The following is a 13,365-nucleotide window of genomic DNA, read 5'->3' on the forward strand; positions in this document are numbered from 1 at the left end:
GAAGTCCCCGGCGCGGGTTTAGTTTCGCACCATGCTTGAAAATATCGGCGGCATCCCCGCCCACCCGCTCTTCGTCCACCTCGCCGTCGTCGCCGTCCCCGTCGCGGCCCTCGTTTTCCTAGTCTCCCTCGTCCGCCCCGACACGAAGGCCTGGCGCGTGACCAACGGCTGCTTCGCCGTCCTCGCGGTGGCCTCGACGATCCTCGCCCGCTCCACCGGAGAGGGCCTGCTCAAGGCGATGGGTTTTTCCGAGGAGGACCCCGGCAAGCTCGCCGACCACGCCCAGTTCGCCAACTACATGACGGCCTCCGTCTTTGCCTTCGCCGCCCTCGTCGTCGTGCTGGTTGTCCTGCTTTGGCTGGGCAAGTCGAAGACGGCGGCGACGATACTGAAGGTGCTCGCGGCCATCGCCGCGATCGCCGTCATTGTCACCACCGTCATGACCGGCCACGAGGGCGCGGTCCAGACCTGGACCCACTAGTTGGTCTGGATGTCGCGGGTGGTAAACCGCCACACGCCGGCGGCCGTGAGCGCGCAGGCGATCGCCGTCATCACCACCAGCGGGGTCCAGCTCATCTCCTCGAAGGGCATGTAGGGGGTCGCCGCCAGCGGCATGGCGTTGAGGAACCACTCCGGCAGGCGGAAGACCTCGCCGAACATCGTGAGAAACCACATCGCGGCCATGAGCCCCCAGGCCGTAGGCGTCGACAAGCGGGGTGCAAAGCCCCACAGGAAAACGCTGAGCCCGACCAGCACCATGACCGCCGGCCAGTACGCGAGCGCCGCGAGCGCGAGGCGGCCCACCTGCGAGCGGTCGTAGCTGGCGGCGATGACCGCGCCGCCCAGCGGCAGGAGTACCGCCGACCACACGGCCGGGATGAGCAGCCGCTCGAGCGCCCAGCGCGCGCGGGAGACCGCGCGGGTGATCTGCGCGTCGACGAGCCCCGTCGCCTCGTCCTTGCGCAGCGAGACCGTGATCTGGATCGCGAACACCAGCGTGAGCAGCGCCATCATCGACACCAACAGGCTCACCAGCGCCTTGACCCCCTCGCCGCGCAGGAGGGCGGCGACGTTCGTGTCATCCAACAGGTCGGTCATGGCCGTGACCACCGAGCCGAACATGAGCCCGGACAGCGCCACCGCCAGCGTCCAGCCCATGATCGGGTTGCGCTGCAGGTGCAGCTCGAGCCCGAGCGGGGTGGCCCAGCGGGCGGGCGCGTGCGAGGCCCCGTGGCGCTGGGGGAGCAGCCCCGCGCCGAAGTCGCGCCGGGCCTCCAGCACCCAGGCCACGCCGAGGAGTGCGGCCGCGAGCAGCACGAGGAGCGCGAATGGCCACCAGCGGTTGGCCGCGTAGGGCTGCATCTGCTGCGCCCACCCGATGGGGGAGGCCCAGGTGAGCGTGCCGTCGCCCATGTCGCCGCTCATGCGCAGCATGTAGAACACCACGATCACCGCCGAGCCGAGCGAGTTTGCCCCGCGCGAGGTCGCCGCCAGCTGCCCGGCCAGCGCGCCCACGCCCAGGCCCACCAGGCCCGCGCCGAACGTCGCCCCGCCAAGCACCAGCGAGCCCGACGCCCCGAAGCCGCCCGCCCACGACACCGCGGTCAGCCCCGCGCCGACGAGCAGGCTAAGCGTCCCGTAGACGAGCCAGGCCGCCGCCGAGTAGGCGTGCACGCCGAGTGCCTTGGAGCGCAGCAGCTCGGTGCGCCCGGTCTCTTCGTCGGCCCGCCCGGAGCGGGTGACCAGGAAGACCATCCCGATCGCGATCGCGAGCGCCACCGTCATCCAGCCCTTCGTCCACACGGCGCCACCCATGGTGTTCGCCGCCGGCGACAGGCCGGTGATGGCCCGCATGCCGGGGCTGGCGGACAGCGCCGCGAACTCATCGAGCGAGGCCTGCGTGGTGAAGGTCTGCTTGTAGTAGGAAACGATGTACTGGTACATCCCCACGAGGACGACCAGCCACACCACGAGCCGGACCCGGTTGCGCCGCAGCACCAGCCGGATCATCGTCGATAGCCCGGTCATGACCGTGCCCCCTTGGACAAGGCGGCGAGCTCGTCGCCGTAGTGGCGCAGGAACAGCTCCTCCAAGGAGGTCGGGTTGGCCACGATCGAGCGCGGGCCCAACGCCGAGACTGCCGCCAGCACGCCGGGCAGGTCAGCCTCGTCGACCGCGAACGTTACCCGATCGCCGTCGACGCCTAAGTCGTGCACGCCCGGCACCTGGTCGAGCCGCCCCGGCCCGCCGTCGAGGACCACCGCGACCTGCGTGCGCGCGAGGTGGCGCAGCTGGGACATGGTGCCCGCCTCGACGGTCGCGCCGTCGCGGATGATCGCGACCGTGTCCGCCAGCTTCTCCACCTCGCCGAACAGGTGGCTCGACAGCAGCACCGAGCGCCCGTCCGCGCGGATCTCCCGGATCGACTCCGCGAACGCCGCCTCCATGAGCGGGTCCAGCCCGCTGGTCGGCTCGTCGAGGATGAACAGCTTCGCGTCCGAGGCCAGCGCCGCGACCAGTGCGACCTTCTGCCGGTTGCCCTTGGAGTAGGCGCGCGCCTTCTTGGTCGGGTCGAGGTCGAAGCGCTCCAGCATCGCCTCGCGCCGGGTGGCGCTGTAGGAGCCGGTGAGGCGGGTAAGGATGTCGATCGCCTCGCCGCCGGTGAGATTCGGCCACAGGGTCACGTCGCCGGGCACGTAGGCGATGTCGCGGTGCAGCCGCACGGCGTCAGCCCACGGGTCCCCGCCGAGCAGCGAGACGCGGCCGCCGTCGGCGCGCAGCAGCCCCAGCAGGATGCGGATCGTCGTGGTCTTGCCCGATCCGTTTGGCCCGAGGAAGCCGGTCACCTGGCCGGTGGGCACCTCCAGGTCGAGCCCGCGCAGCACCTCAATCTTTCCGAAGCGCTTCCTAAGGCCCTCAATCTTGATCGCCGTGGACATGAGTTCTCCGTTCGAGGTAGGAGACGTGGTCGTCGAGCAGCGAACGGTCGGCGAGGACGCCTTCGGTGAACAATTCGAGTGTGGGCCGCCGCGAGGAGGTCGAGATCGTGCGCAAAGCGTCCTCGGGCCCGAAGTGGGGGGTGGCAAGGCCCGCGAAAGCCCCGGCGCGGGCGGCGATGGCGCGGAAGGAGGCGGAAAAGCCCTCGTCAGCGAACGATGCGACGGTCACGTCGCGGATGCGCGCCCGGGCTGTAAGGTCGGAACCCGTACGCATACTTCAAATGCTATGCACGTGATCAATCGGCGTCAACGGTGCCCATGCCCTACTCTGGGGTACATGAAACGACTACTGGTTCTTGCCACCGCGGCGCTTGTCCTCGCGGGCTGTTCTTCGACCAACGAGGAGTCCAGCTCGACCGAGACGACCGCCGCCTCCGCCACGACCACGGCTCAGTCGAGCAGCGCCGCGGTGCCCTCGTCGTCGGAGGCGTCTGCGCAGCAGACGTCCGGCGCGGAGGCCACCAGCGAAGCGTCGACAGGCGAAATGAAAGCGGTAGACGCCTCGAACGGGACCGGCATCTTCAGCGATGGCAAGGACTTTTACTTCTGCAATTCCTCGCCCTATTCGGACGGCATGCCGGCCGAGGCGGGCGAGTGCGTGGGGCCGATGAGCGAGCAGGAGGCGAAGTCGGCCTACGAGCAGGCGATGAAGCTGCTCGAGCCCGAGTTCTAGAAACTTCACCCCCGAAGCGGGAGGGGCTTGCTAAAGTGATGTCCGCTATACGCTCGATTTTTCGCTAGAAAGGCCCCTCCCGTGACAACTACAGATCAAGTCCGCGAAGACATCCGCCTGCTCGGCCGGGTGCTGGGGCGGGTGATCGCGCAGCAGGAGGGCGAGGACGTATTCGAGCTGGTCGAGGCCACCCGCCGGATGGCCTTCGACATCGCCCACGGCGACGCCAAGCCCACGGACTTGATGGGTATCTTCCGCGACCTGGACATCACCAAGACCAACCTGGTCGCGCGCTCGTTTTGCTACTTCGCGCTGATCGCCAACCTCGCCGAGGACCTGGCCGACGAGTCCGTCGAGGCGCCGGTGTCTTTGCGCAAGACGTTCGCGAAGCTCAAGGACGCGGGCGTGACCGGCGCCGACGCCGCCGCCGTCGTCCGCAACGCCAAGGTCGCCCCGGTGCTCACCGCGCACCCGACCGAGACCCGCCGCCGCACCGTCTTCGACACCCAAAACCGCATCAAGCAGCTGCTCAAGGAGTCCCACCACGGTGGCGACATGGCACGCATCGAGCGCGAGATGTACCTGCGCATCACGCTGCTGTGGCAGACCGCGCTCATTCGCATCGCCCGCCCCACCCTGGAGGACGAGGTGGACGTGGGGCTGCGCTACTACAAGCTCTCCCTGCTCGAGCAGGTCCCGGCGCTCAACCGCGCGATCCGCCACAACATGCGCGACACCTTCGGCATGCAGGTCCCGGACGTGCCGGTGGTGCGGCCCGGCTCGTGGATCGGCGGCGACCACGACGGTAACCCCTACGTCAACGCGCGCACGCTGACGTACGCCACCCGCAACGCCGCTAAGACCGTGCTGCGTTTCTACGAGGAGCAGCTCGGCGAGCTGGAACGCGAGCTGTCGCTCTCGGACCGCTACTCCTCCTGCTCCAAGGAGCTCCTGGCGCTGGCCGACGCCGCCCACAACGACTGGGAGTCCCGCGTCGACGAGCCCTACCGCCGGGCCATCTACGGCATCCGCAACCGCGTGCGCGCCAACCTTCACGAGATCGGCGACAAGAAGGTCGCCCAGGTCGACGCCGCCGCCTACGCCTCGCCGGAGGAGTTCAAGCGCGACCTCGACACCATCGACCGCTCGCTGCGCCAGTTCAACGACGACGTCATCGCCGACGACCGGCTGGCCCGCATCCGCTCGGCGGTGACCACCTTCGGCTTCCACCTCTACACGCTCGACCTGCGCCAGAACTCCGAGTCCTTCGAGAACGTGCTTACCGAGGTCTTCGCCGCAGCTGGTCGCTCGGACGACTACCGCGCGCTCGGCGAGGAGGAGAAGATCGCGCTGCTCGTCGAGGAGCTCAAGACCCCGCGCCCGCTGCTGTTCCCGGATGCCGCGCCCATGAGCGAGGTCACCGAGAAGGAGCTGGGCATCTTCCGCGCCGCGGCCCAGGCTGTGCGCAACTTCGGCCCGCAGTCGGTCTCGCACTGCATCATCTCCATGACCGGCACCGTCTCGGACATCCTCGAGCCGATGGTGCTGCTCAAGGAGGTCGGCCTGCGCGAGGTGGACGTGGTCCCGCTGTTCGAGACCATCGACGACCTCAAGGCCGGCGCCGGGATCCTGGAGAAGCTGTGGTCGGTGCCCTTCTACCGCGAGCACCTGCGCGCCCGCGGCGACGTGCAGGAGGTCATGCTCGGCTACTCGGACTCCAACAAGGACGGCGGCTACCTCCAGGCCAACTGGGCGCTCTACGACGCCGAGCTGGCCCTCGTCGAGCTGTGCAACGCCCACGGCATCGAGCTGCGCCTGGCACACGGTCGCGGCGGCGCCGTCGGTCGCGGCGGCGGACCGACCTACGACGCCATCCTCGCCCAGCCCAAGGGCGCGGTGTCCGGCTCCGTGCGCATCACCGAGCAGGGCGAGGTCATCTCCGCCAAGTACGGCGCACCCGAAACCGCCCGCCGCCACCTGGAGGCCTTCGTCTCCGGCGCGCTGGTGGCGTCGCTCACCGACACCGAGCCGATCGCCGACCCGGACCGCGCCTACGCCATCATGCGCGAGCTGTCCGACCTGTCGGGGCAGAAGTACCAGGAGCTCGTCGGCGACCCGGGCTTCATCGAATACTTCACCCAGTCCACCCCGCTGCACGAGATCGGTGACCTCAACCTGGGCTCGCGCCCGGCCGCCCGCAAGCAGACCACCGCCATCTCCGACCTGCGCGCCATCCCGTGGGTGCTGTCCTGGTCGCAGTCGCGCACCAACGTCCCCGGCTGGTTCGGCGTGGGCAGCGCCGTGACCCGCTGGGCGGGCGAGGACGCCTCCCGCTGGGAGGAGCTGCGCGCCCTGCACCGCGACTGGCCGTTCTTCCGCTCGGTCATGTCCAACATGGCTCAGGTCATGGCCAAGGCCGAGATCTCGCTGGCCCGCCTCTACGCCAACCTGGTCGACGACAAGCAGATCGCCGACCGCATCTACACCCTCATCGCCGAGGAGTTCGAGCTGACCAAGAAGGTCTACCTCGAGGTCACCGGCAACAAGGACCTCACCGCGGAGAACCAGCGCCAGGCCCGCTCGCTCAAGCGCCGCTACCCGTACCTTCTGCCGCTCAACGCCATCCAGCTGGAGCTGCTGCGCCGCTACCGCGCTGGCGACGACTCCTTCCTCGTGTCCAAGACGATTCAGGTTACAATGAACGGTCTTGCCACCGCGCTGCGTAACGCGGGCTAGCGCGGGCTAGCGCGAGCTAACGAACAAAGAAGGAGGCGCGGTGGAGCGTCACGCACGGCTTCGGCTGCTGTTGGGAGAAGAGGGGCTCGGACGCCTCAAGGACGCGACGGTCATGGTGATCGGGCTCGGCGGCGTGGGGTCCGCCTGCGCCGAGGCGCTCGCCCGCAGCGGCGTCGGCACGCTCATCCTGCTCGATCGCGACGTCGTCGAGGAAAGCAACATCAACCGGCAGGCGCTGGCGTTTACCTCCACGCTCGGCCAGGTCAAGACCGAGGTCATGGCCCGGATGGTCCACGAGATCAACCCCGCCTGCGTCACCCACGCGCGCCGGGTCTTTCTCACCCCGGACAACGTCGCGGACACCCTCGACGCGCTGCCTCGGCCCGACTACGTGCTCGACTGCATCGACACCGTCTCGCAGAAGCTCGCCATCGCCCACTGGTGCGCGAGCCACGCCGTGCCGCTTTTGTCCTCCATGGGCGCGGCCAACCGCCTCGACCCGGCCCAGTTGCAGTTTTCCAACCTGCGCAAGACCGCCGTGTGCCCGCTGACCAAGGTGATCCGGCTGGAGTGCAAGAAGCGCCGCATCAAGGGCGTCGAGGTGCTCTATTCCACCGAGCCGCCGCAAAAACCCGGCGCGCCCGGCGCCCGCACTAAGGGCGAGAGCCTCGGCTCCATGAGCTACATGCCGCCGATCATGGGGCAGATGATCGCGGGCAAGGTCATCCGCCGCCTGTCCGGCCTCGAGCCCATGCCGCGCCCGCCGCGCCTGTACCGCTCCCGCGAGGAGGCGCTCGCAGCCCAATGACGGTCCTGCTCGACACCCACTTCCACCTCGACTTCGTCACCGATCCCGCTCGCATCGTCGCTTCGCTTTCCGACGCCAAGGTGGCCGTCGTCGCACAGACCCTCCTGCCCTCGGCCTTCCTGGCCCAGGAGGGGGCGACCCCGGCCCGCTACGCGCTGGGCTTCCACCCCTGGTGGATCACCGATGAACGCCAGGTGGAAGGCGAGCTCGCCGTCTTCGCCGAAGCGCTGCCGCGCACCCGCTTCATCGGCGAGATCGGCCTCGACCTTGGCCCCCGGCGCGCCGCCAACGCCCCCCTGCAGCGCCGCGTCCTCGACGGCATCCTCTCCCGCCTAGGTGAGCACCACGTCATGTCCATCCACGCCGTGCGCGCGGCCACCGACGTCCTCGACGCCCTCGACGCCTCCGGCACCCAGGCGACGCCGGTCTTCCACTGGTTCTCGGGCACGAGCGACGAGCTCACCCGGCTGGTCCGCCGCGGCGGCTACGTCTCCATCAACCCCCGCATGTTGGAATCCAAGCGCGGGCGGGCGTTTGTCCGCCAGGTCCCGGCCGGGCGCCTCCTGCTCGAGACCGACCTGCCCGAGGGCCCCGGCTCCGCGCCGGACCCTGAGGCGGTCACCGCGGCCCTTCACGCCACGCTGGACAAGATCTCGCAGTTGCGCGGCCGCGACATGCGACCGGTCATTGCGCAGACGCAGGCACAGCTGTACGGCGCGTAGCTTCCTGGAAGCGCCCGAGCACCTCGCCGGCCAGCTGGTGGATGTTGGCCACGTAGTTGTCGCGCTGGTTGAGCTGCGCGCCGCGCACCCCGTCCGAGGACTCCAGCCCCGCGATGGGGGAGTGCACGTCCTGGGCGGTGGCGGGCATCGAGTGCATCTGCGGGACGTAGCCGATCATGTAGTCGTCCTGCTCGAAGCCCAGGCTGCGCCCGATCCGCGCGGCCTCGTCGGCGAAGCGGCCGCGGAAGCGCTCGAACGCGCCCACAAGCTGCTCCTGCCCGTTGGCCTTGCGCTTGACGTACTCCAAGGTGGTGTAACCGAGGTAGCGCAGCGCGCGGCCGTCGCGCCCGGGCAGCCGCAGCGGGGAGAGCTTCCGCTCTAGGTCGAAGGCGTGCGCGCCCCACGCGGCGATGCACCGCTCGGAGATCTCGCTGTACTCGGCGACCCACGCGTCGAACCAGCGCGAGAGGTTGCCGAAGGCGTGGAAGCTGAACAGGTCCGTCGAAGTCGGCGTCACGAACGCGTCGCAGCCCAGCAACACCGTGCGGTTAAACGGCCCCAGGCTGGGGCCGACGTCGAAAAAGATCACGTCGTAGTCGTCGCGGGACTCCACCGCCGCGGCCAGCTGCCCAGCCCAGTGGATGCGCCGGAAGTCGCCGGTCTTTCCGCCCTTCGCGGCCGACCACGCGTCGCTCATCACGTCCTCGATCTGCGACAGCGCGGGGTGCCCGGGCAGGACGTCCACCTTGAACCGCTTCGAGCGCACGGCTAGGAACTCGTGGTCGATGCTCGGCTCGCCCTCCATGAGCGGCAGGAACAGCGACACCACCGAGCGGGACAGGGAGCGCCGAAACGCCACGTCGTCGTCGGCCTCGTCGTGGTAGCCGTAGATGTCCGCCGTCTGGTCCTCGCTGAGCATGAGCTGGGTGGCGTTGCATTGCGGGTCGCAGTCGACGTAGAGCACGCGCAGGCCCTGCAGCGCGAAGTAGTGGGCCACGTTCGTCGACAGCGTCGTCTTGCCGACCCCACCCTTGTTGTTGAAAAAGCTCAGCGTGCGCACGGTGTTAGTCATGAGGTTCCTTGGCCAAGAGTCGTGAAATCCTTCTCACGATAATGGCAACCGATCCCCGCATGCCATTCGCGCGGGGGTAGTTTTTCGCTTATCGACGCCAAGGCGAGCGGTCCAAGCTCACCCGGGAGGCCGCCACCTTCGGCTGCCCGCCGACTTCTGCCACGTCGATCTCCACGCGCAGCGGCCAGGCCTGCCCCGACCCGTCGTCGGTGATCCCCGTGGTGATCCGGCCGACGATGCGGCCGTCGCCGAACTCCACCCCGCGCACGTCGATGCGGTGATAGACGAAGTCGCCGCGATCGATGCCCCTCATCCACTCGTCAAGCGTGGCAATGTGCCCGGTCATGTGGGTGAGCGTGGCATCCGGGGTGTGCAGGCTTCGCAGGGTGGCCGTGTCCCCGGCGTCCATCGCATTGATGAAATCTTCCCATAACTGTTCCATGCCGAAAGCCTACCCGATACGACAAAGCCCCAGCTCACGGGCGTGAGCTGGGGCTTATCCGTGGAGCCGCCGGGAATTGAACCCGGGTCCTACGTCACCTTGCCAGGGCTTCTCCGTGCGCAGTTCGCGCGGAATCTCTGCTCGACCCTCCGGATGGGGCAAACACCTCCGGATGATGGGCCCAGTCAGCAGTGGGAGTCCCCTTTGACCCTGATGACTCGATCAAAGAGCAAGTTCCCTAGTCGATGCCAGGATCTAGGCCAGGAACGGAGCCTAGGCTGACAGACACGCGTCGCTGAAATTAGGCAGCGAGGGCGTAGTCACGCTGAGAGTTGTTCTCTGCGTTTATTGATCGCTACGACGCTTATACGGTGGTCTCTAGCCTGCACCGGCACGCTTCCCCTGGCTTAATGCACGCAGTCGAAACCACATCGACCCCGTTGCACCCCGCGAATCATGGGGTTGTGCCAACTAATTCGCGGTGAGATAACCATACTCCCGCCCCCGTTAGTTGGTCAATGCCCAACGATCCACCCGCAGATCTCGTCGATGAGATGCGGCCCCTCCGGCTCGTTGAGCACCTCGTGGTAGGCGCCGGGAATCGGGTTGAAGGTGCAACCTCGCGCGGCGGCGGCGAACCGGCGCGAGCCCGAGATGTCGGCCAGCCCGTCCGCCTCGCCGTGGATGACCAGCGCCGGGACGTCCGGCCACTCGTTCACGCGGGAGAGGAAGCGGTACCCCTCCGCGGCCATGCTGGCCCCGGTCAGAAGCGGGACCCGGCCGGTGTAGACCATCGGGTCCGCCTGGTAGGCCGCCACCACCTTGGGGTCGTGGGAGAGCAGCGAGGCGTCGAGTGCCACCGTCGGCAGCCGGGGCACAAGGCGCGCGAGCGCCAGCCCCGCCCGCGCCGCCAGCGGGGACACGTGCGGCAGCGGCAGGAACGCCGGGCCGGTGAGCACCACGCCGGCGACCCCCTCCGGGTCGCGCAGGACGGACGCGGCCGTGACCAGCCCTCCCATCGAGTGGCCGAAGCAGAAGACCTTTTCCGTGCGCTTGTCCCCGGCCACTTCGGCGCGCGCCGTGAGGTGATCGTCGATAAGCAATGCGACATCGACCGCGAGGGGAGTGGCAAGGTTGACCCCGTGCCCGCGGTGATCGTAGAAGAAGACGTCGAGGCCTGCGGCGTTGAGGGCGTCGATGAGCGGGCGGAAGCGGCCGGAATGCTCCGCGTAGCCGTGGGAGACCAGCACGGTGGCGGTAGGCTGCGGCGCGGGGCTAAACGAAAGCGTCATGGCTATACCTTAAGCAGGCGCAGGCCCCACGCGATGAGCACCACGGCGAAGACCGCCCACAACGCGGCCAGCGCCGCCGCGATCGCGTAGATGGTGGTAAAACCCAGCACGACCGAGGTCACCGCCAGCCCGATCGGGCCAGCCACCTGCGAGATCGCCATGAAGATCGAGAACGTGCGCCCGCGGATCTGCTCCGGGACGGACTCGGTGACCACCACCATCTGCAGGGGGTTGAGCACGCCGCCGCCGAGCCCGGACACGGCCATGCCGGCGATGACCAGCCACGGTAAGTGCAGGAACCCCATGAGCCCGAAGCCCGCGATGTACAGCGACATGCCCAGCGCCCACGTGAGCCGCTCGCGGCTGGCCAGCTTCGTCGCCACCAGCCCCGCGAGCAGCATGCCCACCGCGTAGGCGGACATCGACACGCCCAGCAGGTGGGGCTGCCCGGAGGCCTGGAAGCGGGCGGGCAGCAGCACGGAGAGGTACGGGGTGACCAGCGCCATCGCCAGCAGTGTGTTGACCGCGAGCATCCGCACGACGGGGAAGCCGAGCGCCGCCCGCCAGCCGCGCCAGCCCGCGAAGTCCGCCTCCTCCGCCTCGTCCGCGGCGACCGGCGCGCCCAGCCGCAGCAGCGCCGTGAGCCCGGCCGCGCCCAGCGAGCAGCCTGCGGTGATCCACAGGACGTTCTGGATCGGCAGCGCCGACATGAGGAATCCGGCCACGGCCGGGCCGAGGAGGAAGCTGATGCCGCCGAGCCCCTGGTTGAGGCCGGACAGGAACGGCACGTCTTTGCCGCTGGCCACCGCCACGTCGCCCACCAGCGCCGCGCGCGCCGACATGCCCGGGATATCACCCACCGCGCCGATGATGCCGATCGCGATGAACCAGCCCAGCGTGAGGTCGGTGGTCGAGTCCACCACGATCAGCCCGATGACCGAGAGCCCGGAGATGATGTCGGAGACGATCGACATCGGCTTTCGCCCCACCGAGTCGATGAGGTTGCCGCCGAAGTACGCGAACAGCAGCGAGGGCACGGCGATCGAGGCCGCGACGATGCTCGCCGCCTGCGGGCTGCCCGTGCGCTCGAGCACCAGCCACGGCCACACGATGCCCGCCACGGCGTTGCCGAACATCGAAAGCGCCGCGGAGGCGAGGTAGATCCAGGCGGTGGAGGCGCGCTTTTCCATTACCCCATGCTATTGCATTGCTTGTCGACGCTTCGCTGGTGACCGCGCCGTAGGCGTCGACAAGCGAAATGCGTTAGTGGAAAAGTCCCTCAGATAGGGGAAGTGACCTAGGTGGTGGTTTATACTACGTGTGTCGCAGTGAACGGGAATGCCGGTGAGAATCCGGCAGCGGACCCCGCCACTGTATGTGGCTGACCAAGGCTTCGACCACGTGTGCCCCACTGTCTTCGGATGGGAAGGGGCGGTCGGATTTTTGCCGAGGCCACAAGCCAGGAGACCGGCTGCGACGACTGTACGTTTCCACCCGCGGGGACCCGGGTGCAGTAAGAAGGAAAACAAATGCATATCGCAGAGGGGTTCCTCCCCGTTTCCCACGCCATCGGCTGGACCGTTGTCGCGGCACCATTCGTGATTCACGGCGCGATGCAGGTCAATAAGCAGATCAAGGAAAAGCCCGACACCGGCCTGTTGCTCGGCGCGGCGGGCGCCTTCACCTTTGTGCTCTCCGCGCTCAAGATCCCGTCCGTGACGGGTTCCTCCTCGCACCCCACCGGCACGGGGCTTGGTGCGGTCCTTTTCAAACCTCCCGTCATGGCGTTCATCGGCACGATTGTCCTATTGTTCCAGGCGATCCTGCTGGCGCACGGCGGCATCACCACGCTGGGGGCGAACGTCACCTCCATGGCCATCGTTGGCCCGTGGGTGGGCTACGCCACGTGGAAGCTGGCGCGCAAGTGGGGCGCCAGCTTGGAGGTGGGCATCTTCTTCGCGGCGTTCACCGCCGACCTGTCCACCTACGTGGTCACCGCCTTGCAGCTGGCGCTGGCGCACCACACCGACTCGGTCGGGGGCGCGGCGGTGTCCTTCCTCGCGCTCTACGCGCCGACCCAGCTCCCGCTGGCCGTCGTTGAGGCGATCGTCACCGTGCTCATCATCCGCTCCCTTCGCGCGCTGGCGCCGAAGGAGCTCATCACGCTCGGCGTGGCAATGCCCTCCGAGGTGGGGGCCGTGCCCGAGTCGACGCCCGAAGAAGTCACCGCAGATTCCGACCAGCCGCAGGTCAAGGCATAGGGGGAGCACGTCATGAAGAAGAATTCACGCCTGGTTACCATCACCCTCATCGCGCTCGCGGTCGTCATCGCGGCCTTCCCGATGTTCTTCCACTTCGGCTCCTCCGACTCCGAGGAGCCCTTCGGCGGGACCGACGCCGGCGCCGAGACCATCGTCGAGGAGCACGACCCGGGCTACGAGCAGTGGTTCCACCCGCTCGCCGGCGAGCTGCCCGGCGAGGTGGAGTCCGGACTCTTCGCGCTCCAGGCCGCGCTCGGCGCGGGTGTGCTCGGCTTCGCGCTGGGCAACTACCGCGGTCGCAACAAGCGCGACAAGGAGCTGCTCGAGGCGGCGGGCGCCCCGCAGTCCACCGTGGCGTAG

Annotated in this window: 14 protein-coding genes, 1 other RNA gene and 1 riboswitch; of the genes, 7 read left to right on the forward strand and 8 right to left on the reverse strand. The window is 68.4% G+C overall.

The genetic code is table 11. From position 1 onward, the window contains the following. The first annotated feature begins 31 nt into the window (after positions 1–31). Positions 32–481 (forward strand): DUF2231 domain-containing protein, encoded by a 450-nt coding sequence (locus B843_RS03980; RefSeq protein ID WP_025252230.1) that lies wholly within the window; start codon positions 32–34, stop codon positions 479–481. Here the strand turns inward: B843_RS03980 and B843_RS03985 are convergent. From B843_RS03985 to B843_RS03995, 3 genes are read right to left on the reverse strand one after another with little or no spacing between them, the layout of a single operon-like run. Further along, positions 478–2,028, reverse strand: a complete 1,551-nt coding sequence (locus tag B843_RS03985) for an ABC transporter permease (protein ID WP_025252231.1) — start codon at positions 2,026–2,028, stop codon at positions 478–480. The two genes, B843_RS03980 and B843_RS03985, sit on opposite strands and share 4 nt — an antisense overlap. Beyond that, positions 2,025–2,939, reverse strand: coding sequence for an ABC transporter ATP-binding protein (locus B843_RS03990; RefSeq protein WP_025252232.1), 915 nt, complete (start codon positions 2,937–2,939; stop codon positions 2,025–2,027). The genes B843_RS03985 and B843_RS03990 overlap by 4 nt, the downstream gene beginning before the upstream one ends. Next, positions 2,917–3,213, reverse strand: coding sequence for a hypothetical protein (locus tag B843_RS03995; protein ID WP_025252233.1), 297 nt, complete (start codon positions 3,211–3,213; stop codon positions 2,917–2,919). Before B843_RS03995 ends, B843_RS03990 begins: the two co-directional genes overlap by 23 nt. A 63-nt stretch (positions 3,214–3,276) precedes the next feature. On the opposite strand from B843_RS03995, the gene B843_RS04000 reads away from it, so the two are divergent. From B843_RS04000 to B843_RS04015, 4 genes are all read left to right on the forward strand, one after another. Further along, positions 3,277–3,672, forward strand: coding sequence for a lipoprotein (locus B843_RS04000; protein ID WP_025252234.1), 396 nt, complete (start codon positions 3,277–3,279; stop codon positions 3,670–3,672). Positions 3,673–3,753: 81 nt separating this feature from the next. After that, positions 3,754–6,408, forward strand: coding sequence for a phosphoenolpyruvate carboxylase (gene ppc, locus B843_RS04005; protein WP_025252235.1), 2,655 nt, complete (start codon positions 3,754–3,756; stop codon positions 6,406–6,408). A 40-nt stretch (positions 6,409–6,448) separates the two neighbouring features. Continuing rightward, positions 6,449–7,216, forward strand: a complete 768-nt coding sequence (locus B843_RS04010; protein ID WP_025252236.1) for a tRNA threonylcarbamoyladenosine dehydratase — start codon at positions 6,449–6,451, stop codon at positions 7,214–7,216. Then, positions 7,213–7,938, forward strand: a complete 726-nt coding sequence (locus B843_RS04015) for a TatD family hydrolase (protein ID WP_025252237.1) — start codon at positions 7,213–7,215, stop codon at positions 7,936–7,938. The genes B843_RS04010 and B843_RS04015 overlap by 4 nt, the downstream gene beginning before the upstream one ends. Here B843_RS04015 and B843_RS04020 read toward each other — a convergent pair. From B843_RS04020 to B843_RS04035, 5 genes are all read right to left on the reverse strand, one after another. Then, positions 7,901–8,998, reverse strand: coding sequence for a ParA family protein (locus tag B843_RS04020; protein WP_025252238.1), 1,098 nt, complete (start codon positions 8,996–8,998; stop codon positions 7,901–7,903). The two genes, B843_RS04015 and B843_RS04020, sit on opposite strands and share 38 nt — an antisense overlap. 100 nt (positions 8,999–9,098) lie before the next feature. Further along, positions 9,099–9,452: a nuclear transport factor 2 family protein gene (locus tag B843_RS04025; RefSeq protein ID WP_081751488.1), complete on the reverse strand. Its 354-nt coding sequence runs from the start codon at positions 9,450–9,452 to the stop codon at positions 9,099–9,101. Positions 9,453–9,510: 58 nt separating this feature from the next. Beyond that, positions 9,511–9,891, reverse strand: a transfer-messenger RNA (tmRNA) gene (ssrA, locus tag B843_RS13450). Between the two features lie 76 nt (positions 9,892–9,967). Next, positions 9,968–10,744, reverse strand: coding sequence for an alpha/beta hydrolase (locus tag B843_RS04030; protein ID WP_038595238.1), 777 nt, complete (start codon positions 10,742–10,744; stop codon positions 9,968–9,970). Positions 10,745–10,746: 2 nt separating this feature from the next. Then, complete coding sequence (locus B843_RS04035; protein WP_025252241.1) at positions 10,747–11,934, reverse strand: MFS transporter; 1,188 nt, start codon at positions 11,932–11,934, stop codon at positions 10,747–10,749. Between the two features lie 119 nt (positions 11,935–12,053). Continuing rightward, positions 12,054–12,234, forward strand: a riboswitch (cobalamin riboswitch). 39 nt (positions 12,235–12,273) lie between these two features. Between B843_RS04035 and B843_RS04040 the strand changes: the two genes are divergently transcribed. Together B843_RS04040 and B843_RS04045 are read left to right on the forward strand one after the other, a co-directional pair. Continuing rightward, positions 12,274–13,005, forward strand: a complete 732-nt coding sequence (locus B843_RS04040) for an energy-coupling factor ABC transporter permease (RefSeq protein ID WP_025252242.1) — start codon at positions 12,274–12,276, stop codon at positions 13,003–13,005. Between the two features lie 12 nt (positions 13,006–13,017). After that, the gene (locus B843_RS04045) at positions 13,018–13,365 is read left to right on the forward strand and encodes an energy-coupling factor ABC transporter substrate-binding protein (protein WP_025252243.1); all 348 of its coding nucleotides are present in this window, start codon (positions 13,018–13,020) and stop codon (positions 13,363–13,365) included.

The sequence above is a fragment of the Corynebacterium vitaeruminis DSM 20294 genome, from assembly GCF_000550805.1.
GTDB lineage: Bacteria > Actinomycetota > Actinomycetes > Mycobacteriales > Mycobacteriaceae > Corynebacterium > Corynebacterium vitaeruminis.

Coding starts and splice junctions, on each gene's coding strand:
- B843_RS03980 (WP_025252230.1), top strand. CDS start 32: ATGCTTGAAAATATCGGCGGCATCCCCGCCCACCCGCTCTTCGTCCAC.
- B843_RS03985 (WP_025252231.1), bottom strand. CDS start 2,028: ATGACCGGGCTATCGACGATGATCCGGCTGGTGCTGCGGCGCAACCGG.
- B843_RS03990 (WP_025252232.1), bottom strand. CDS start 2,939: ATGTCCACGGCGATCAAGATTGAGGGCCTTAGGAAGCGCTTCGGAAAG.
- B843_RS03995 (WP_025252233.1), bottom strand. CDS start 3,213: ATGCGTACGGGTTCCGACCTTACAGCCCGGGCGCGCATCCGCGACGTG.
- B843_RS04000 (WP_025252234.1), top strand. CDS start 3,277: ATGAAACGACTACTGGTTCTTGCCACCGCGGCGCTTGTCCTCGCGGGC.
- B843_RS04015 (WP_025252237.1), top strand. CDS start 7,213: ATGACGGTCCTGCTCGACACCCACTTCCACCTCGACTTCGTCACCGAT.
- B843_RS04025 (WP_081751488.1), bottom strand. CDS start 9,452: ATGGAACAGTTATGGGAAGATTTCATCAATGCGATGGACGCCGGGGAC.
- B843_RS04030 (WP_038595238.1), bottom strand. CDS start 10,744: ATGACGCTTTCGTTTAGCCCCGCGCCGCAGCCTACCGCCACCGTGCTG.
- B843_RS04035 (WP_025252241.1), bottom strand. CDS start 11,934: ATGGAAAAGCGCGCCTCCACCGCCTGGATCTACCTCGCCTCCGCGGCG.
- B843_RS04040 (WP_025252242.1), top strand. CDS start 12,274: ATGCATATCGCAGAGGGGTTCCTCCCCGTTTCCCACGCCATCGGCTGG.
- B843_RS04045 (WP_025252243.1), top strand. CDS start 13,018: ATGAAGAAGAATTCACGCCTGGTTACCATCACCCTCATCGCGCTCGCG.